Source organism: Faecalimonas sp., from assembly GCA_029264305.1.
Taxonomy (GTDB): Bacteria; Bacillota; Clostridia; order Lachnospirales; family Lachnospiraceae; genus Faecalimonas.
Genome location: JARICA010000008.1, coordinates 166910 through 188895, shown reverse-complemented (window position 1 = coordinate 188895; position 21986 = coordinate 166910). Strand labels below are relative to the sequence as shown.

Genomic DNA, 21986 nt, shown 5'->3' with positions numbered 1-21986 from the left:
TCTTTATTTCTTTTTCACAAAACTAATTGCAATGCAAGATGGTCCAACATGTGTACCAATAATACCACCAACTGGATACATTGCATATTGTTTAATTCCATACTTTTCTACAGTTTCTTCCATAAATTCTTTCCCAAATTCCGCATTAGATGTATATCCAAAATATACTGGCTCATTCTCGTCTATCTCATATGCCTCAAACTCTTTCCAAAGACCTTTCTTTCCGCCATTTCTTCCTCTAGCTTTCCCTAGTAAAACTAAAACTTTATCTTTCAATTGAATAATCGGCTTGATTTGAAGCATATTTCCTAAAACTGCCAAAGGCGCAGGAATTCTTCCTCCCTTTTTCAAATATGTTAATGTATCCAACATTCCAGAAACAATCACACGTTTTTTTAAATCTTCAAGACAGGAAACAATCTCTTCAACAGATTTTCCTTCTGCTCGCATATCTACTGCTCTTTGTACTAGAAAACGTTGTGTAATAATTGCTTGTTCAGAATCTACAATCCATATTTTATCATACTCGCTTATTTGTTTTGCCAAATTTGCTGCATTTACTGTTCCACTCAATCCACTAGAAAGGGTAATGACTAATACATCCTCATCATTTTCTTTAGCTTTTTGATATAACTTTAAAAAATGTTCCGGTGATGGTTGACTTGTTACAGGTAATTCTTCTTCCTCTTCCAATTTTTCAAAAAATCTAGAAAAATCTTCTTCTTTCTCTTGTATAAAATCTCCATCTGAAAATTTGATTTTCAGAGATACTATTTCAATATCCATCTCCTGCGCTTCTTGTAATGTAATATCCGAAGCCGAGTCCGTAATAATCATCATATTCTTATCCTCCTACAACCGTCTATCCGTATAACAACGAATAAATATATCATATTGAGAAAAAAAAGCAATTAAAGATTTATAAACTTTACAATCTTTCCTATTCAAAATGTATTCGATTTGTATTTTCCACCCTAATATGATATACTGAAACAAATAAATTTAATTATATTTTTATAGGCAAAGGAGAATTTTATTTATGAAAACAGCAATTAATGAATCTGCTGAAAACTATCTAGAAACGATATTAGTGTTAAGTAAAACCCTTCCTGTTGTCCGTTCTGTAGATATAGCAAATGAACTTGGATTTAAGAAATCCAGTGTAAGTGTAGCAATGAAAAATCTTCGGGAGAAAAATCACATCACTGTGACTGATGCAGGTTTTATTTATCTTACAGATACTGGAAGGGAAATAGCTGAAATGATTTACGAACGACACAGATTTCTTACAGATTGGCTTGTTAGACTAGGGGTGTCAGAAGAAATCGCATCTGAAGATGCTTGTAAGATTGAACACGTTATCAGCAAAGAAAGTTTTGAGGCAATTAAACAACACGTACATTAAAAAAGGAACTTAATGTTCCTTTTTTATCCTATATCACATAAAGTAGGAAATTTAACAATTAAGTTAGATTCGCAACAATAGGAAAAGGGGGATACATATGAAAAAAACCTTTAAAAAATTTATTATCATTTTCTTTTCTATCCTTTTAATTATTATAGTTTTATGTGTTGCGCAATTTGTGTATCATTCCTTTAAAACTCCAAAGATCGAAAAGAAATCACATACCCTATACGGCTTTTTGCTAACAGATAAAAATCAAGAACATTTACCTGTAACAGCAACTATTGATTTTGAAATAGGAACATATCCTTTTCACAATAAAGAAACCTTTATACAAGGTAAAATAACTGTTTCACATGCACAAAAAGAGATATATACTACTGACTTTTATAGCCATAATCTTAAAAGGAAATATATTTCTATCGAAGATACTACTTCTTCTCCGTCTACTCTTGTCACATTTACTGGAAATCTTAAAAACTTTTTGCTGGGTATTCCCGCAAAAGAATTACACTCTATTGATACTACAGGAAATTCTGAAACCGTACTTTTCGCATTTTCCGAAAAATCAACCAAAGATTTTGCAAAAACATTTTCAGTCTTTCCTAACAACTTAGAGCAAGTCAACGAATGGCTTACGAAAAACAAATGGAAATAGTTAAAAAAACTGTCGGACATCACTCCGACAGTTTTTCTATCTACTTTTCTCCCAATCTACGAACATCATAATAAATCCAATAAACAAAATTCCTGAACATATCATTATTGCCTTTTCCCGTAATACTTCAACAAACACATTTCCTAATATTGCTCCAAGTACAAAACATAGAATTACACCGTAGTAGAGAAACCCTTTTTTCAATTTTTTCTTTTCTTTCGTATGCCAATATTCACACATATTTTGTGTTGCACTCCGTAAGTTGCCAATACACATTGTTGTTGCAATTCCATTTCCGTGAATTTTGCGAAAACTTTCAACCTGTATACCACAGGCAAAGGAAGTCATACTATTCGCCCAAAGATTATACTTCTGCGGGAGAAAACATACTCCTGCTAACACAACCGCCTCAATTAAAATAGAAATCTGTCGCCAATGTAAAAGACTTTTTTCTTTTAATTTAAGTCGTATCAAATCAGAAAGAGCAATTCCCACTGCAAACGCTATTATTGGAACAGTATACCTTAAAGCAACACTCCAATTTTGTTCTGACAGATGAATACCAAGTAACAAAATATTCCCCGTCTGCGCATTTGCGAATACTTTTCCTCTACACATATAAGAATAAGCATCCATAAAACCTCCAGCAATGGCAAGCACCACTCCAAGTCTGATTGATTCCGACATCTGTTTTTTCATTTTTACACTTCCTTCTTATTACTGTCCTAGTTTCTCTACCTCCATGTCCTTTGGAAGTAAAAGGCTTAACAAAATAGAAACAACAAATACGATTGCCACACAGTTTCCTCCAAAAATATCTCTTACCATCTGAGGAAAAATTCTCCAGATATCTGCTTCACTTGCTGTTGTAAAACCAATTCCGATAGCCAATGAAATTGCAGTGATAATAACATTTCTTTGAGAAAATCCTGCTCTTGCAAGCATCTGCACACCACTTACCATAATTGTACCAAACATCATAATCGTACATCCACCTAAAACAGATTCTGGAAGAGATGAAAAGAAATTTGCAATTGGTGGAAAAAATCCTGCCAAGATCATACAAATTGCCCCCATCATAATAGTAAATCTATTAACAACTTTTGTCATCGCAACAAGTCCAACATTTTGACTGAAAGATGTAATCGGAGGGCATCCAAACAGTCCTGTAATCGAACTTAGGAAACCATCACAAGCAAGAGAACCTGAAATTTCCTTTTCTGTTACCTCTCTACCAAGTCCAGTAGCTACAACTGCTGATGTATCTCCAATGGTTTCCGCAGCAGAAACCATAAAAATAATGAACACCGCTATAATTGCATTTATATTAAACTCTGGTGTAACTGGAAGAAGTCTTGGAATCGCAATAAATCCCCCGTCAAAAATCTTCGACAAATCCACAACACCAAGTGCAAGGGATAAGAGATATCCTACAACAAGTCCAAATAGTACAGACAATTGTTTCCAAAAGGATTTTGCAATGATATTAAATAAAAGACAAGCAAATAATGTAACTGTCCCAATGAGAAGATTTTTTGCAGAGCCAAACTCTTTTGTATAACCACCACCAAAAGAACGAACTCCTACTGATAAAAGCGAGTATCCTATCGTTGTTACAACAATTCCGGCAACAAGTGGTGTAATAATTTTTCGCCAGTACTTCGCTAAAAGTCCCAATACACCTTCTAAAATTCCCCCTACAATAACCGAACCAACCACAGTTGCATATCCATATTGTGTACCTATATAAGATAGTAACGTAACAAACGTAAAACTTACTCCCATTACAATAGGAAGTCTTGCCCCTATACGCCCAAGCGGATATAACTGAATTAATGTTGCAATTCCTGCCATAAACATAGCGTTTTGTAATAAAATTGCCTGTTGTTTTGCACTTACTCCCGATGCAGCTGCAATCAGAATAATTGGAGTCAGGTTTGCCACAAACATAGCCAAAATATGTTGTAAACCGAATGGAATCGCTTTTGATACAGGAACTCTCCCGTCCAGTTTATAAATATTTTCCACACAGACTTCTTTTTTCTGTTGTTCTTTCATCTATTTCCTCCTTGTAAAAAGAGCCAAGTGAATCACTTGGCTCTGTTTTTTATTCCTCTATTGTTTCGAGTTCTTCTAATGACTCTTCCACTTCTTCCATGTTTTCCACTAGATCGAAATCTTCAAAGTCTTCTTCAAGCAACTCAACTTCATCTTCTGGTTTTTTTCCTGTGTCCAACGTTACATCACGATATTTTCTCATACCTGTACCTGCTGGAATTAGTTTACCGATGATAACATTTTCTTTTAAACCAATCAATGGATCAACTTTACCTTTGATTGCTGCTTCTGTAAGAACTTTTGTTGTTTCTTGGAAAGAAGCTGCTGACAAGAATGAATTTGTTGCAAGGGAAGCTTTTGTAATACCAAGCATAACTGGTTCTCCTGTTGCTGGCTCTTTTCCTTCTGCAATTAATTGTTCATTCACATCTTCAAAATCAAGTACATCTACCATTGTTCCCGGCAAGAATTCTGAATCTCCGTTTTCTTCAATACGGATTTTCTTCAACATCTGACGTACAACAACTTCGATATGTTTATCATTGATTTCTACACCCTGAAGACGATATACACGTTGTACTTCTTGAATCATGTAATCCTGTACAGCACGTAATCCTTTAATCTTCAAAATGTCATGAGGATTTACACTACCTTCTGTAAGTTCATCTCCAGCCCCAAGTACTGCTCCGTCCTGAATTTTAATTCTAGAACCATATGGAATTAAATATGCTTTTGATTCGCCTGTTTCATTATTTGTAACGATAATCTCACGTTTTTTCTTTGTATCATTAATTGTAGCAGTTCCACCAAATTCTGTAATAATTGCAAGTCCTTTTGGTTTTCTTGCTTCAAAAAGTTCTTCGACACGAGGAAGACCCTGTGTAATATCTCCACCGGCTACACCACCTGTATGGAATGTACGCATAGTCAACTGTGTACCAGGTTCTCCGATAGACTGTGCGGCAATAATACCAACAGCTTCTCCAACTTGAACTGGTTCTCCTGTTGCCATGTTTGCTCCATAACATTTTGCACAAACACCGATGTGTGATTTACAAGTTAAAATAGTACGAATTTTTACTTCTGTAATTGGTCCACCATCTTTACTTACACCATATTTCATTACATTTTCTGCACGTTTTGGTGTAACCATATGGTTTGCTTTTACAATAATATTTCCATCTTTATCATAAATTGTTTCACATACATAACGTCCTGTAATACGTTCTTGCAAGCTTTCAATTTCTTCATTTCCATCCATGAATGCTTTTACATACATACCTGGAATTGCTGCACCTTTTTCCACACAATCGATTTCACGGATAATTAAATCTTGAGATACATCAACAAGACGTCTTGTTAAGTATCCTGAATCGGCTGTACGAAGAGCAGTATCAGAAAGACCTTTTCTTGCACCATGGGCTGACATAAAGTATTCCAATACGTCAAGACCTTCACGGAAGTTTGATTTGATAGGAAGTTCGATTGTACGACCTGTTGTATCAGCCATCAAACCACGCATACCAGCTAACTGTTTAATCTGTTTATCAGAACCACGGGCTCCTGAGTCAGCCATCATAAAGATGTTGTTGTATTTATCCAAACCATCTAACAGTGCTTTTGTCAAAGCATCATCAGTGTTTTTCCATGTTTCTACAACTTCTTTATAACGTTCTTCTTCTGTAATCAAACCACGTTTAAAGTTCTTTGTAATTCTATCTACAGTATCTTGAGCCTGTTGAATCATTTCAGGTTTCTGTGGTGGCACAGTCATTTCTGAAATAGATACAGTCATTGCCGCTCTTGTAGAATATTTGTATCCTGTCGCCTTGATTCTATCTAACACTTCTGCTGTAACTGTTGCACCATGTGTGTTAATAACTTTTTCAAGAATCTGTTTGTTCTGTTTCTTTCCTACAAGGAAGTCTACTTCAAGAAGAAGTTCATTTCCAGGAATACTTCTGTCAACAAAGCCTAAATCCTGTGGAATAATTTCATTGAATAAGAAACGTCCTAATGTAGATTCTACATTTCCACTCATTGTTCTTCCATCTGGAAGTGTTTTTGTTACACGAATTGTTATTCTTGAATGAAGTGTAATTACTTCATTTTCATATGCTAAAATTGCTTCATTTAAACTCTTAAAGAATTTACCTTCCCCTTTTACTCCTGGTCTTTCCTGCGTTAAGTAATAAATACCAAGTACCATATCCTGTGAAGGAACAGCTACCGGACCACCATCTGAAGGTTTCAAAAGGTTGTTTGGAGATAAAAGTAAGAAACGGCATTCTGCTTGTGCTTCTACTGATAATGGAAGATGCACAGCCATCTGGTCACCATCAAAATCGGCATTAAACGCTGTACACACAAGTGGATGAAGTTTAATCGCCTTACCTTCTACAAGTATTGGTTCAAATGCCTGAATACCAAGTCTATGAAGAGTAGGGGCACGGTTTAACATAACCGGATGTTCTTTAATAACATCTTCTAACACATCCCAAACTTCTGTCTGAAGTCTTTCAACCATTTTCTTAGCATTTTTAATATTGTGTGCTGTTCCGTTGGCTACAAGTTCTTTCATTACAAAAGGTTTGAATAACTCAATAGCCATTTCTTTTGGAAGACCACACTGATAAATTTTAAGTTCTGGTCCTACTACGATAACCGAACGTCCTGAATAATCGACACGTTTTCCAAGTAAGTTTTGACGGAAACGTCCTGATTTACCTTTTAACATATCTGACAAAGATTTCAATGGACGATTTCCCGGTCCAGTTACTGGACGTCCTCGGCGTCCGTTATCAATTAAAGCATCTACAGCTTCTTGAAGCATTCTCTTTTCATTACGAACGATAATGTCTGGAGCACCTAACTCAAGAAGTCTTCTTAAACGGTTATTTCTATTAATAATTCTTCTGTACAAATCATTTAAGTCAGATGTTGCAAAACGTCCACCATCTAACTGTACCATCGGACGTAAATCAGGTGGAAGTACTGGAATTGCATTCAAGATCATCCATTCCGGTTTGTTTCCTGATTCACGGAATGCCTCAACAACTTCTAAACGTTTAACGATTCTTGCTCGTTTCTGTCCTGTTGCTCCTTTTAATCCACCTTGCAATTCATTATACTCTTTATCTAAATCAATATCTTGTAACAATTCCTGGATAGATTCCGCACCCATTCCTACACGGAAAGCGCTTCCCCATTTTTCTCTTGCTTCCTGATATTCTTGTTCTGATAATACCTGTTTATACTGTAAATCTGTCTCACCTTTATCTAATACAATGTAAGATGCGAAGTACAATACCTTTTCCAATGTTCTTGGAGAAATATCAAGAATTAAGCCCATACGGCTTGGAATTCCTTTAAAGTACCAAATATGTGATACTGGAGCAGCAAGGGCAATATGCCCCATGCGCTCACGTCTAACACTTGCTTTTGTTACTTCTACTCCACAACGGTCGCAGACAACCCCTTTATAACGGATTTTCTTATATTTTCCACAATGGCATTCCCAGTCCTTGCTTGGTCCGAAAATTCTTTCGCAGAAAAGACCGTCCTTTTCCGGTTTCAATGTTCTATAGTTAATTGTTTCCGGTTTTGTTACTTCACCTCTTGACCATTCTAAAATCTTTTCAGGTGATGCCAAACCAATCTTAATAGCATCAAAAGTCATTGGCTGGTATGTTGCTTCATTATTTGTTGCTGACATATAGGCACTCCCTTCTATTCTTCGTCAAGAATTTCCTCAAATTCGATCTGTTCAGGTTCTTCTTCAATATCTATTAACTCGTCGCCTTCAAATTCTTTTTGGCTAAATCCATGTTCGCCGTAAGATTCATCGTTCGGCGTATAATTTCTATCTCCCTCAATAATTGAGTGTAAATCTGTTTCACCGTAATCTATTGTTTCCATAATTTCTACTTCTGTATTGTCATCACGAAGCACTCTTACATCAAGTCCAAGTGATTGTAACTCTTTCAGAAGTACTTTAAATGATTCAGGAATACCTGGCTCAGGAATATTTTCACCTTTAATAATTGCTTCGTATGTTTTCACACGACCAACAACATCATCCGATTTCACTGTCAAAATTTCCTGTAATGTGTAAGATGCACCATAAGCTTCCAATGCCCAAACTTCCATTTCACCGAATCTCTGTCCACCAAACTGGGCTTTACCACCAAGAGGCTGCTGAGTTACTAATGAGTAAGGACCAGTTGAACGTGCATGAATCTTATCATCTACTAAGTGATGTAATTTCAAATAGTGCATGTGTCCGATAGTTACAGGACTATCAAAGTATTCTCCTGTTCTACCATCTCGTAATCTTACTTTACCATCTCTTGAAAGTGGAACACCTTTCCATAATTTTCTATGTTCTCTATTTTCTGACAAGTATTCTAAAACTTCTGGTAACAATTCATCTTTATGTTTTGCTTCAAATTCTTCCCACTCTAAGTTGACATAATCATTTGCCAAATCAAGAGTATCCATGATATCAACCTCGTTTGCACCATCAAATACAGGTGTAGCAATGTTGAATCCTAATGCTTTCGCCGCAAGACTTAAGTGGATTTCAAGCACCTGTCCAATGTTCATACGTGAAGGCACACCAAGTGGGTTCAATACGATGTCCAAAGGACGACCATTTGGTAAGAATGGCATATCTTCTACTGGTAATACGCGGGAAACAACACCCTTGTTACCATGACGACCAGCCATTTTATCTCCTACAGAAATCTTTCTCTTCTGTGCAATGTAAATACGAACTGCTTGATTTACACCAGGTGATAATTCATCTCCATTTTCTCTTGTAAACACTTTCGCATCTACAACTATACCATATTCTCCGTGAGGTACTTTAAGGGAAGTATCTCTTACTTCTCTTGCTTTCTCACCGAAAATTGCACGAAGTAGTCTTTCTTCTGCTGTTAATTCTGTTTCTCCTTTAGGAGTTACTTTACCAACTAAAATGTCACCTGCACGAACCTCTGCACCGATACGGATAATACCTCTATCATCAAGATCCTTCAATGCATCATCACCTACACCTGGGATATCTCTTGTGATTTCTTCAGGTCCAAGTTTTGTGTCACGTGCTTCTGCTTCATATTCTTCAATATGGATTGATGTATACACATCATCCTGTACTAATCTTTCACTTAATAAAACAGCATCTTCGTAGTTGTAACCTTCCCATGTCATAAATCCAATCAGTGGGTTTTTACCGAGTGCCATTTCACCGTTTGATGTAGATGGTCCGTCTGCGATTACCTGACCTTCTTCTACTCTTTCTCCCTTAACAACGATTGGTCTCTGATTATAACAGTTGCTTTGGTTACTACGTAAGAATTTTGTTAATTTATATGTTTTTCTTACTCCATCATCTTGTTTTACTACAATTTCTTTTGATGTAGAACGTTCAATAACCCCTGCTTGTTCAGCAACGATACAAACACCTGAATCGACAGCTGCTTTTGTTTCCATACCTGTTCCAACAACTGGTGCTTCTGTCATAAGAAGAGGCACTGCCTGACGTTGCATGTTGGAACCCATTAACGCACGAGTAGGGTCATCGTTTTCAAGGAAAGGAATAAGTGCAGTCGCCACAGAAAATACCATCTTAGGCGATACATCCATGTAATCAAATGTTGTCTTTTCATATTCCTGTGTTTCTTCACGATAACGACCTGATACATTCTTATGAATGAAATGTCCTTCTGCATCAAGAGGCTCATTTGCCTGTGCTACATGATAATTATCTTCCTCATCCGCTGTCATATAAACAACTTCTTCTGTTACAACTGGGTTTTTCGGATCTGTTTTATCGATTTTACGATATGGCGCTTCTACGAATCCATACTCATTAATTCTTGCATAACAAGCAAGAGAGTTAATCAAACCGATGTTAGGACCTTCAGGAGTTTCGATTGGACACATTCTTCCATAATGTGAATAGTGAACATCTCGAACCTCAAATCCAGCTCTATCTCTTGAAAGACCACCAGGACCAAGTGCTGATAAACGTCTCTTATGTGTCAATTCACCAAGAGGGTTATTCTGATCCATAAATTGTGATAACTGTGAAGAACCGAAGAATTCCTTCACTGCTGCTGTTACAGGTTTAATATTAATAAGTGACTGAGGAGAAATTCCTTCTAAGTCTTGAGTTGTCATTCTTTCACGAACAACTCTCTCTAATCTAGATAAACCAATTCTGTATTGGTTCTGTAACAACTCACCAACCGCACGAATACGTCTATTACCTAAGTGGTCGATATCATCATCTGTTCCGATTCCATATTCCAAATGAATATTATAGTTAATTGATGCCAAAATATCTTCTTTTGTAATATGTTTTGGAATCAATTCATGAATATTTTTACGGATTGCTTCTTTTAATTCGTCAATGTCGCCACCTGTTTCTTCTAAAAGATTAGCCAATACAGGATAGTATACTAATTCTGCAATTCCCAATTCCTCTGCATTTATATCCACAACACTTTCTAACTCTACCATCATGTTAGAAAGAATCTTGATATTACGTTCTTCACCTTTTACCCATACAAATGGAACGGCTCCGTTTTGAATTGCTTCAGCCAATTCTCTTGTAATAACCTGTCCTTCTTCTACAAGTACTTCACCTGTAATTGCACTAGCAATATCTTCCGCTGCAACTTGACCTGCAATACGATTTTTCAATGCTAATTTTTTATTAAATTTATAACGGCCTACTTTCGCTAAGTCATAACGTCTTGCATCAAAGAACATACTTGTAATTAAACTTTCTGCGCTATCTACTGCAAGAGGCTCTCCTGGACGAATCTTTTTATATAATTCTAAAAGACCTTCCTGATAACTTTCTGCTGTATCTTTTCCAAAACTTGCTTGAATTTTAGGTTCTTCACCGAACAACTCTAAAATTTCCGCATTAGTTCCATATCCCAATGCACGAATGAGCACTGTGATAGGTACTTTTCTCGTTCTATCTACACGTACATAGAAAACGTCATTGGAGTCTGTCTCATATTCTAACCACGCTCCACGATTTGGAATTACTGTGGAAGAATATAATTCTTTCCCAACCTTATCATGAGCGATTGCATAGTAAATTCCTGGCGAACGCACTAACTGACTTACGATAACACGTTCTGCTCCATTGATAACAAATGTACCTGTCTTTGTCATCAGTGGTAAATCTCCCATGAAAATCTCATGTTCGTTAATCTCATCTGTTTCTTTATTATAAAGTCTTACTCTCACCTTAAGCGGTGCCGCATATGTTGCATCACGTTCTTTGCATTCCTCAATTGTATACTTCACATCATCTTCGCATAATGTAAAATCAACAAATTCTAAACTCAAATGACCACTGTAGTCAGCGATCGGAGAAATATCTTCAAAGACTTCTTTTAATCCTGCATCAAGAAACCATTGATATGAATCTTTCTGAACTTCGATTAAGTTAGGCATTTGAAGCACTTCTTTTTGTCTAGAATAGCTCATGCGAGAACTTTTTCCATTTGTGATGGGACGAATTCTGTTTTTCTCCATTGACGTTTCACTCCTTGTATATTTATTTGGCTCTCATGTTATTTTCCTCGTAATATACAATGAAAAACGGCTTTCTTACCGATTTTCATCGCATTATGTGGGCATGATTATCCACAATAGTGCATTTTTAACTGTATCATACGATTTTAGGCTTGTCAAGAGATTTTTTACAACTATATATTTTTCTAAACAAAAATAGAGTTACAGTTACTATAACTCTATTTTATCTATTCTCTATTCCTTTAATATAAGTGACATGCCACAAAATGATTTGGTCTTACTTCTTTCAATTCAGGGGATGTCGTTCTACAAGCTTCTGTTGCTTTTGGACAACGTCCAGCAAACGGACAGCCTGGTTTAGGGTTAATTGGACTTGGTACGTCTCCAGACAAGAGTTTTCTTTCTTTCAAAGACTCTTTTTCCGGGTCTGGTATCGGTACCGCATCCAATAACGCCTGACTATATGGGTGCAACGTGTGTTCGTAGATTTCATCACTATCTGCGAGCTCCACGAGGTTGCCTAGGTACATAACAGCTATTCTGTCTGAAATATATTTTACAATGTTCAAATCATGAGCAATAAACATATAAGTAAACCCATGCTCTTCTTGAAGATTCTTTAACAAGTTAATAATTTGACTCTGAATAGAAACATCAAGAGCAGAAATCGGTTCATCACAAACGATAAACTCAGGCTCTACTGCTAACGCACGAGCAATTCCTATACGTTGTCTTTGTCCACCTGAGAATTCGTGAGGAAAACGGTTAGCATGTTCCCTATTTAATCCTACAGTTTCCAACAATTCATATACTCGTTTCTGACGTGTTTCTTTGTCATACATATTATGAATTTCCATACCTTCAGCAATAATACTTCCTACTGTCATACGAGGATTTAATGAAGCATATGGATCTTGAAAAATAATCTGCGCTTTTTTAGAATATTCGTAACGGTCTTTTGTTTTCTTGACTTTTACTTCTTCTCCATTATATGTGATTTTTCCAGAAGTTGGAGAGTAAATCCCCATAACTGTTCGTCCTAATGTGGATTTTCCACAACCTGATTCACCTACAACTCCTAGTGTTTCACCTTTATAAATATCCATGTTTACGTTATTTACTGCAACTAATGTTTGTTTACGTCCTACATGGAAATGTTTCGATACATTTTCTAGTGTAATTAATTTCTCCATGACTAATTTTCCTCCTTTTTACCTGGAAAATCCGGATGTAGACGCCAGCATGAAGCTTTATGTCCCTCGCCCACTTCAAATACAGGAGGCTGATTTTTCTTACAAATTTTCATACATTTTTCGCAACGGCTTGCAAATGCACATCCCTTTGGTGGAGCGTATAAATCCGGTGGTGTTCCCGGAATAGATACAAGTTGTTCATCTTTTTTTGTATCTACTGTAGGAAGACTCTTTAATAATGCTTCTGTATATGGATGTGCGTAACGATAAAAAATATCTCTTACCGTTCCTTCTTCCACTACTTTCCCTGCATACATAACAGATACACGATCAGCAAGATTAGCTACAACACCTAAATCATGTGTAATCAAAATAACTGCTGTTTTTGTCTGTTTTCCTAATTCTGCAAGCAACTTCATAATCTGAGCCTGAATCGTAACATCTAATGCCGTTGTAGGTTCATCAGCAATTAATAATTTCGGCTTACAAGCTAATGCCATCGCAATCATAGCACGCTGACGCATACCACCTGAAAACTCATGCGGATACTGATTTACACGTTCTTCCGCATTTGGAATCTGTACCATATTCAACAATTTAATTGCTTCAGCTTTTTCTTCTTCTTTTGAAATTTTCTTATGTTTTTTTAAAGTCTCCGTAAGTTGTTTTCCAACTTTCATCGTTGGATTTAAACAAGTCATCGGATCTTGGAAAATCATACTAACTAATTGGCCACGAATGTCTTGCATTTCTTTTTCATTCATCGCAACAACATCTTTTCCACATAAATCAATTTTTCCTTCTTTAATTCTTGCCGGAGGCATAGGATTTAATTTCATAATTGTCTGTGCAGTTACACTTTTTCCACAACCACTTTCTCCTACAACTGCTAGCACTTCTCCTTCATCAACATGAAGCGAAACGCCTCTAACTGCATGAACCTCTCCTGCATATGTATCAAAGGAAACATGTAAATCCTCTATATTCAAAATACGTTCCATTTCTAGTTACCTCCTTAATTTCGGATCGAATGCATCTCTAAGCTGGTCTCCCAACAAGTTGAAAGAAAGCATCGTAATACAGATAAATATCGCAGGGACAACTAATAATCCCGGATACATCTGGAATGTTAAAATTCCATCATTTGCCATAATTCCCCATGAAGCTTTCGGTGGTGCAATACCAAGCCCTAACATAGAAAGGAAGGCTTCTGTAAAGATAACCGCTGGAATATCCAATGTAATGTTTACAATAATAACACTTAAAATATTTGGTACTAAATGTTTAGAAATAATTCTTGCTGGTTTCGCTCCCATTGATTTAGCTGCAACAACAAATTCTTGTTCTCCAAGGCTTACCACCTGACCACGAACAAGTCTTGCCATACCCGTCCATCCTGTCAAAGAATACGCAACAATAATTGTTCCAATTCCTCGAGGTAATACTGTCATCAAAAGAATAACGATAATCAAATATGGTATACCACTAATAATTTCTACAATACGCATCATCACATTATCAACTGCGCCTCCAAAATAACCGGAAATACCACCATAGATAACACCGATAAAACAGTCAATTAAAGCTACAACAATGGCAACTGTTAAGGATACTCTCGCTCCCATCCAAACACGTACAAATACATCTCTCCCAAGTGCATCTGTTCCAAAAAGATGTACTTTACCACTTACTGGATCTGCACTCATCATTGGTTGATTAGCAAAGGCAACATTTTGTGTCGAATAATCAAACGTACTAAATATTGGTACAAAAATAGCTCCTAAAACTAATATTAACAAAAGAACAAGACAGACTACTGCCACTTTACTTTTCTTTACACGGTTAAATGCATCTTTCCAAAAACTAACAGACGGACGAGCAATAGATTCCATACTACTTGCATCTGTTCCAATTTCTTCAAACGCTTCTGCCGGAATCGTTCCGCTCACATCATATGCTTTGCGTGGCATCTGCGCTACTTCCAATGCTTTTTCTTTTTTCAATCTCATCGTGCTACTACTCCTTTCCACCAGTCAGTTTTACTCTCGGGTCGACAAAACCATAAATCAAGTCTACGACAAGGTTTGCTAAAATCAAGAATGAACCATAGAAAATCGTAGTACCAGCGATAACTGGGTAATTATTTGTCTGTACACATTGTACAAAATATTTTCCAAGACCTGGAATAGCGAAAATATTTTCTGCAACGAATGCTCCTGTTAAAACTGCTGCAACTAATGGTCCCATTACTGTAATAACCGGCATAATCGCATTACGTACTGCATGTTTCCAAATAATTGCTTTTTTACTTAACCCTTTTGCTTTCGCTGTTTTAATATAATCTGAATTCAATACATCAAGCATGCTTGTACGCATCAAACGGCTTATTGTCGCCATCGAACTAAACGCCAAAGCAAACGCTGGAAGAATCTTCGCATTTGCTGATTCCCATCCCATGATTGCAAATACTTCTACGCCAGTAGATTGATACAATTTCAATCCCAAAAAATATTGTAAGATTGAACCAATAATAAATGATGGAACGGATACACCTACAAGCGCAAAAAACATTGAAGCACTATCCCATACTGTTCCTCGTTTTACTGCTGCTACTACCCCAAGCAAAATACCAAGGATAAACGCAAAAATCAAGGCACGCATTCCTAATTCAAATGAAACTGGGAAAGCTTGTGCAATAATATCTGTAACTTGACGTCCGTCTGGAAGTGAGACTCCTAAATCTCCCTTAAACACATTTCCTAAATAAATAAAAAACTGAACAAGTATTGGTTTATCCAATCCGTATTTTTCAAATAATGCTGCTTTTGTCGCTTCCGGAATCGCCTTTCCTCCTGAGAACGGATCTCCTGGCAACATATGCATCAATGTAAATGTGAATCCAATCAGAACAACAACTGTAATGAACGAATATACTATTCTTTTTAATATAAACTTAATTCGATTCGACACCTAATTCATCTCCTTCATCTCTTTTTTCATATTGCTTATGTAAGGCACAAAACATTTTCCTGTACGTTTCTATTGCCGTTATTTGTACTTTACATAAGCAACATGAAGAACTTGTGAAATTGTTCTTCATGTCACTATGATAACCGCCACAAATGTACAGGTACGGTTTTTCGGAACAAAGAGGGGTTATCTTCTGTTTCCTCAAGATAAAACTCCCTCTTTCCTTCCTCATGATATATTCACTTATATAGAACTATTTAATCTTAGCACCATCTGTAAAGTCAAATTCTTGGAATCCTGTACGAGTCATTCCTTCTAATTTGTCAGATACTGTATATGTTACTGACTGGAAGTATAAAGGATAAATTGCTGCATCTTTCTGGCATACTAATTTTTCAGCTTCCATTAACATTCCCTGACGTTTCACTTTATCAACTTCTTTTGTTGCATCTGCGATTAATTTATCATATTCTGGATTAGAATATTTACCATAGTTATTACCATTTCCTGTTGCAAACATATCTAAGTATGTCATTGGGTCATTGTAGTCTGGTGACCAACCAGCAAAAACAATATCAAATTCTCCACTATCCATTGCTGCTAATTTTGCTTTAAATGGCATTGGTGTGATTTCCACTTGAATTCCTAATGCTTTTTTCCATTGTTCCTGATAGAACGCTGCTTCTTTCTGTGCCCCTGCACTATCTTCTGTTAAGAATGAAATTTTATATTTATCTGCTGTCATTCCAATTTCTTTCAAGCCTTCTTCAAACAACTGTTTTGCTTTCTTTGTGTTGTATTCTGTAATATCACCAAGTACTTCTGCATATTTCTTTCCGTCTGCACCTGCGATAGATGATGGAACAACTCCTGTTGCTGGTGTAGCCCCTGTTTTGATTACATTCTTACAAAGAGATTCTGTGTCAATTGCCATTCCAAGTGCCTGGCGAATTTTAGCATTGCTTAATTCTTTTTTCTTTGTGTTAAATTGGAAGTACCAGTTACTGTTATCAACATAAGATGTTAATTTCATACCTTCTTTTTTCGCTTGTTCCAATTGTTCTCCACCAACGTTAATAACGTCGATCTGACCAGCTTTAAATGCATTCATACGAGCATTTGCATCTTTTAACATTAAGTATTTTACTTTTGGAATATTTACTTCTTTTGCATTGTAGTATTCTTCATTTTTCGCTAAAGTAATGTGATCATCGTGTACCCATTCTTCTACTTTGTAAGCACCGTTTGTTACAATTTTATCTGCATCTTTTGCATATTTATCAGCACCGATTTCTTCATATGCTTTTTGATTTAAAGGATAGAATGATGAGAATGAGAATAAATGTAATGCATATGGGATTGGGTTAACAAATGTAACTTCCAATGTGTAATCATCCAATGCTTTTACTCCTAATTCTGAAGGAGCTTTCTTTCCATCAAATACTTCCTGCCCATTTAATAAATTCTGGTATACGATAAATCCATATACTGAACCAGTTTCCTTTTTAGAAATTGTTTGGTATGCAAATACAAAGTCATGTGCAGTTACTGGTTCTCCGTTAGACCATTTCACACCTTTTTTCAATTTCATTGTGTAAGTCTTTCCGTCTTCACTTACCTTTGTATCTTCTGCAAGTTCAGGTACAGGTTTGTCATCCTTATCAAGTTTATATAACCCTGAAATAACCATTCTTAAGATATCTCCTGAAGGAACATCTGATGTCTTAATAGAGTTTAACTCCGCTGGTTCTGTTCTTAAATCAACAGTTACCATATCTTTATCTTTTGTTCCTGGATAAGCTCCTGCTGTTTTAGAGTCTCCACCTTTGTTTCCGCTACCACAGGCTACTACTGAAATTGCCATTGCACCTGCTAGACATAGCGCTACAAGTTTTTTCATTTTCATAATTTTCTCCTCCTTTTTTTGCTTTACCTCTTTAAAGTGGCATTATAGTAGAACTTCAACGAGAAGTCAAGTGAAATTGTGAAAGTTTTTCATTTTTTTCTCTTTTTTCATCTCTTTTTGTTCTTTTATGAATTTTTATGCATTTTTAATGTATTTTATAACATCGAATTCAATAAGTCAATAGGTTATATTTATATTTATAAAAAACGGATTAAAAACAAAAGGAAATCCTAGAAACGCAAAAAAGGCACTTGAGAATAAATTCTCAAGCGCCTTTCAAAAACAGAAATTATTTTAAGTTAACTTCTGCTCCTTCTGCTTCTAATTTTGTTTTGATTTCTTCAGCTTCTGCTTTAGTAACACCTTCTTTAAGTACTTTTGGTGCTCCATCTACAACTTCTTTAGCTTCTTTTAATCCAAGTCCTGTGATTTCACGAACAACTTTGATTACTTTAACTTTAGATGCTCCTGCTGATACTAATTCAACATCAAATTCATCTTTTTCTTCTGCTGCTCCAGCTCCGTCTCCACCTGCTGCTGCAACTACTACACCTGCTGCTGCAGATACTCCGAATTCTTCTTCACATGCTTTTACTAATTCATTTAATTCTAATACTGATAATTCTTTGATTGCTTCAATCATTTCAGCTGTTGTTAATTTTGCCATTTGATTTTCCTCCACTAATTCTTATTTTCTTATTTTTTTAATTACTCCTCAACTGGAGCTTCTGTTGCTTCTTCAGCTGGAGCTTCTACTGCTTCTCCACCCTGTTCAGCGATTTGTTTAATAACACGAGCAAAGTTTGTAATTGGTGACTGGATACTTCCAAGTAATTTTGAAAGTAATTCTTCTCTTGAAGGGATTTTTGATAATTCCTGAATACCAGCAACATCATAAACTGTACCTTCAACAACCCCACCTTTTACTTCTAACGCTTTAGCGTCTTTTGCAAATTTGCAAAGAATTCTTGCTGGAGCTGTTGCATCGTCTTTAGAAATTGCTAAAGCACTTGGTCCTTCTAAATATTCTTCAAGACCTGCAAACTCAGTTCCTTCAAAAGCTCTTTTCATCATTGTGTTTTTGCAAACTTTGTAGATAACACCTGCTTCTCTCAACTGTTTACGTAATTCTGTATCTTCTGCTACAGTTAAACCACGATAGTCAACTAATACTGCTGACTGAGCACCTGCGATGTCTTCTGCGATTGCCTGTACGATTGGTTGTTTTAATTCAACTTTTGCCACGAATGGTGCACCTCCTTATAGATTTTGCTTGCACCGCCGATAAATAAAAAAATCTCTTTATCCTAAGACAAAGAGATTGTGTAAATTCGATTTAAGAATTCATATCTCCTCGGTAGGCGTTCTCAACTTATGCCTTACGGCACCTACTGTCTTCGGCAGTTACTAGTATAGTTTAGCATGCTTATCACACAATGTCAATGGTAAATAAAATTTTCTTGACTTTATTTTTACTTTATATTACACTTAACCATATTTTACAGAGAAAGTATGTTTTAATGAAATATCCCCCTTTGCCATGCTATCACTCTGGATAACAAATAATTAAGGAGGACAACATTTGTTTAATCAATTTTTATCAAGTCTAAATGACTTTCTTTACAGTTACATTCTTATTTTTCTGCTCGTTATAGCAGGTCTTTATTTTTCTTTTCGTACAAAATTTGTACAATTCCGATTATTTAAAGATGCCATTCATGCTCTTAAAGAAAAATCAGGAAATACTAAAAAATCAGTTTCTTCATTTCAAGCACTTATGATTTCTACTGCTTCTCGTGTTGGAACAGGAAATATCGCTGGAATCGCAACGGCTATTGTTGCTGGGGGATCTGGAGCTGTATTTTGGATGTGGATTATGGCACTTGTCGGAGGAGCTTCTGCATTTGTAGAAAGCACACTAGCTCAAGTTTATAAAGTAAAAGATGGTAAAACTTTTCGAGGCGGCCCTTCTTATTACATTGAACAAGCACTAGGAAAGCGATATTTGGGGGTACTCTTTTCTATATTATTGATTGCTTGTTTTGCATATGGTTTCAATGGATTGCAAACTTACAATATGTCTTCTGCTCTTGAATATTACATTCCTAATTATAGCAAAAGCATTTTACCTGCAATCGTTGGTTTGATCATCGCCTTTGCGACTGCATTCGTTATTTTCGGCGGCGTACATCGTATAAGTTTTATTACTTCAGTCATTGTACCTATTATGGCTGGAATTTATATTCTTATGGGAATTGTTATTACGTTAATGAATTGGAATCAAATTCCAAAAATGTTTTCTGAAATTTTAGAAGGTGCGTTTAATTTCAAAGCAATTTTCGGGGGATTTGCCGGAAGCACAATTCTAATCGGTATTAAGCGAGGCCTTTTTTCAAACGAAGCCGGTATGGGAAGTGCACCGAACGCTTCCGCTTCCGCAGAAGTTTCTCATCCGGTAAAGCAAGGAATGGTACAAGTAATTTCTGTGTTTATTGATACACTTTTGATTTGCACAACAACTGCTTTTATTTTACTACTTTCCAATGTAGAAGGAACTACCGGAAAATTAGATGGTATTCCTTATGTACAAGCTGCTCTTCAAGCAAATGTAGGGAAAATCGGTATACATTTTATCACTTTCTCCATTTTTGCTTTTGCTTTTACAAGTTTAATCGGAAATTATTATTATGCAGAATCAAATATTCTTTTCATCAAAGATAATAAAGTTTTGCTTTTTCTTTTCCGCATTTCTTGTTTGATTGCAATTTTCTTTGGAGCACAAGCTGATTTTAGTACAGTTTGGAATATCGCAGATATCTTAATGGGATTTATGGCAATTGAAAATATTCTTGTTATCTTCGTACTTGGCAACATTGCTTTCAAAGTACTTGATGACTATACCGAACAAAAGAAACAAGGATTAAATCCTGTTTTTAAAGCTAAAAAGATTGGTTTAAAAAATACAGATCATTGGAAATAAGACAAGTAAAAAGAACTATTGCAAATACTTTTGCAATAGTTCTTTTTGTTATATTTATTCTCGATGTAATATCTTATAGTTTAACTGGATTTAATTTTACTCCAGGTCCCATTGTAGATGTTAAAGTTACGCTCTTTAAGTACTGTCCTTTAACAGCTGCTGGTTTAACTTTGTTGATCGCATCGATAAGCGTCTGGAAGTTGTCCGCTAATTGTTCTTCTGTGAAAGAAGCTTTTCCAACTGGCACGTGGATAATGTTTGTTTTGTCCAATCTGTACTCAATCTTACCTGCTTTAATATCGTTGATTGCTTTTGTAACATCCATTGTAACTGTACCTGCTTTTGGGTTTGGCATTAAACCTTTTGGTCCAAGTACACGTCCAAGACGACCTACAACACCCATCATATCTGGTGTAGCAACTACTACGTCAAATTCAAACCAGTTTTCGTTCTGAATTTTTGGAATTAAATCTTCTGCTCCTACGTAATCTGCTCCTGCTGCTTTAGCTTCTTCTGCTTTAGCATCTTTAGCAAATACTAAGATACGAACTGTTTTACCTGTTCCGTGTGGTAATACTACAGCACCACGGATCTGTTGATCTGCGTGACGTCCATCACAACCTGTTCTGATGTGCGCTTCGATTGTCTCATCGAATTTTGCAACTGCTGATTTTTTTACTAATGCGATAGCTTCGTCTTTATCATAAAGGTTTCCTCTATCGATTAACTTAGCAGCTTCTGTATATTTCTTTCCTCTTTTCATTTAAATAACCTCCTAGTGGTAATATCGGGAGCGAGCCCTCCCACATTCTATGTTTACAATTATTCTGTTACTTTTACACCCATGCTTCGACAAGTACCTTCTACCATGCTCATTGCAGCTTCAATTGTAGCAGCATTTAAGTCTGGCATTTTCATCTCAGCAATTTCCTGTACCTGTGCTTTTGTAATTGTAGCAACTTTGTTTTTATTTGGAACACCTGAACCTGATTTAATGTTGCAAGCTTTTTTAATAAGAACTGCTGCAGGTGGTGTTTTTGTTACAAAACTAAAACTTCTGTCATTGTAAACTGTAATAACAACAGGGATAATCAAGTCACCTTGATCTGCTGTTTTTGCGTTAAACTGTTTTGTAAATTCAACAATATTTACACCATGCTGACCTAAAGCTGGACCAACAGGTGGTGCCGGAGTTGCCTTTCCAGCAGGAATCTGCAATTTAATATAACCTTGTACTTTTTTTGCCATTTTTGTGT

The 21986-nt window shown here is 36.1% G+C and carries 17 protein-coding genes and 1 other annotated feature; of the genes, 3 read left to right on the top strand and 14 right to left on the bottom strand.

What is annotated here, in order from left to right; genetic code table 11:
* Positions 1-3 precede the first annotated feature (3 nt).
* Complete coding sequence (locus ACY2U7_RS01545; RefSeq protein ID WP_461812635.1) at positions 4-840, bottom strand: DegV family protein; 837 nt, start codon at positions 838-840, stop codon at positions 4-6.
* A gap of 199 nt (positions 841-1039) precedes the next feature.
* Between ACY2U7_RS01545 and ACY2U7_RS01540 the strand changes: the two genes are divergently transcribed.
* Both ACY2U7_RS01540 and ACY2U7_RS01535 read left to right on the top strand, forming a co-directional pair.
* Entirely contained in the window at positions 1040-1405 is a 366-nt protein-coding gene (locus tag ACY2U7_RS01540; protein ID WP_461812634.1) for a metal-dependent transcriptional regulator, read from the top strand.
* A 97-nt stretch (positions 1406-1502) separates the two neighbouring features.
* Positions 1503-2063: a hypothetical protein gene (locus ACY2U7_RS01535; RefSeq protein ID WP_461815730.1), complete on the top strand. Its 561-nt coding sequence runs from the start codon at positions 1503-1505 to the stop codon at positions 2061-2063.
* Positions 2064-2099: 36 nt separating this feature from the next.
* Here the strand turns inward: ACY2U7_RS01535 and ACY2U7_RS01530 are convergent, their stop codons facing one another.
* The 11 genes from ACY2U7_RS01530 to rplJ form a co-directional block, all read right to left on the bottom strand.
* Positions 2100-2762 (bottom strand): YoaK family protein, encoded by a 663-nt coding sequence (locus tag ACY2U7_RS01530; RefSeq protein WP_461812213.1) that lies wholly within the window; start codon positions 2760-2762, stop codon positions 2100-2102.
* Positions 2763-2780: 18 nt separating this feature from the next.
* Positions 2781-4121 (bottom strand): uracil-xanthine permease family protein, encoded by a 1341-nt coding sequence (locus tag ACY2U7_RS01525; protein WP_461812212.1) that lies wholly within the window; start codon positions 4119-4121, stop codon positions 2781-2783.
* A gap of 49 nt (positions 4122-4170) precedes the next feature.
* Positions 4171-7836 carry a DNA-directed RNA polymerase subunit beta' gene (gene rpoC, locus ACY2U7_RS01520; protein WP_461812211.1) on the bottom strand — a complete coding sequence of 1222 codons (3666 nt, stop codon included), beginning with the start codon at positions 7834-7836 and terminating at the stop codon, positions 4171-4173.
* Between the two features lie 14 nt (positions 7837-7850).
* Positions 7851-11681 (bottom strand): DNA-directed RNA polymerase subunit beta, encoded by a 3831-nt coding sequence (gene rpoB, locus ACY2U7_RS01515; protein ID WP_461812210.1) that lies wholly within the window; start codon positions 11679-11681, stop codon positions 7851-7853.
* 242 nt (positions 11682-11923) lie between these two features.
* Positions 11924-12874, bottom strand: coding sequence for an ABC transporter ATP-binding protein (locus tag ACY2U7_RS01510; protein WP_461812209.1), 951 nt, complete (start codon positions 12872-12874; stop codon positions 11924-11926).
* Positions 12875-12876: 2 nt separating this feature from the next.
* Positions 12877-13875 carry an ABC transporter ATP-binding protein gene (locus ACY2U7_RS01505; RefSeq protein WP_461812208.1) on the bottom strand — a complete coding sequence of 333 codons (999 nt, stop codon included), beginning with the start codon at positions 13873-13875 and terminating at the stop codon, positions 12877-12879.
* Positions 13876-13881: 6 nt separating this feature from the next.
* Positions 13882-14883, bottom strand: coding sequence for an ABC transporter permease (locus tag ACY2U7_RS01500; RefSeq protein ID WP_461812207.1), 1002 nt, complete (start codon positions 14881-14883; stop codon positions 13882-13884).
* Between the two features lie 7 nt (positions 14884-14890).
* Positions 14891-15844 (bottom strand): ABC transporter permease, encoded by a 954-nt coding sequence (locus ACY2U7_RS01495; protein ID WP_461815729.1) that lies wholly within the window; start codon positions 15842-15844, stop codon positions 14891-14893.
* 253 nt (positions 15845-16097) lie between these two features.
* Positions 16098-17750: a peptide ABC transporter substrate-binding protein gene (locus ACY2U7_RS01490; RefSeq protein ID WP_461815728.1), complete on the bottom strand. Its 1653-nt coding sequence runs from the start codon at positions 17748-17750 to the stop codon at positions 16098-16100.
* A gap of 289 nt (positions 17751-18039) precedes the next feature.
* Positions 18040-18417 (bottom strand): 50S ribosomal protein L7/L12, encoded by a 378-nt coding sequence (gene rplL / locus ACY2U7_RS01485; RefSeq protein ID WP_461809909.1) that lies wholly within the window; start codon positions 18415-18417, stop codon positions 18040-18042.
* 41 nt (positions 18418-18458) lie between these two features.
* The gene (rplJ, locus tag ACY2U7_RS01480) at positions 18459-18995 is read right to left on the bottom strand and encodes a 50S ribosomal protein L10 (RefSeq protein WP_461812204.1); all 537 of its coding nucleotides are present in this window, start codon (positions 18993-18995) and stop codon (positions 18459-18461) included.
* Positions 18996-19032: 37 nt separating this feature from the next.
* Positions 19033-19169 (bottom strand) — a sequence feature (ribosomal protein L10 leader region).
* A gap of 163 nt (positions 19170-19332) precedes the next feature.
* Between rplJ and ACY2U7_RS01475 the strand changes: the two genes are divergently transcribed.
* Positions 19333-20730: an alanine/glycine:cation symporter family protein gene (locus ACY2U7_RS01475; protein ID WP_461812203.1), complete on the top strand. Its 1398-nt coding sequence runs from the start codon at positions 19333-19335 to the stop codon at positions 20728-20730.
* A 73-nt stretch (positions 20731-20803) separates the two neighbouring features.
* Here ACY2U7_RS01475 and rplA read toward each other — a convergent pair whose 3' ends face one another.
* A complete protein-coding gene (rplA, locus tag ACY2U7_RS01470) occupies positions 20804-21493 on the bottom strand; it encodes a 50S ribosomal protein L1 (RefSeq protein ID WP_461812202.1) in 690 nt (229 codons plus the stop codon).
* A 59-nt stretch (positions 21494-21552) separates the two neighbouring features.
* Complete coding sequence (rplK, locus tag ACY2U7_RS01465; protein ID WP_461809905.1) at positions 21553-21978, bottom strand: 50S ribosomal protein L11; 426 nt, start codon at positions 21976-21978, stop codon at positions 21553-21555.
* Positions 21979-21986 lie beyond the last annotated feature (8 nt).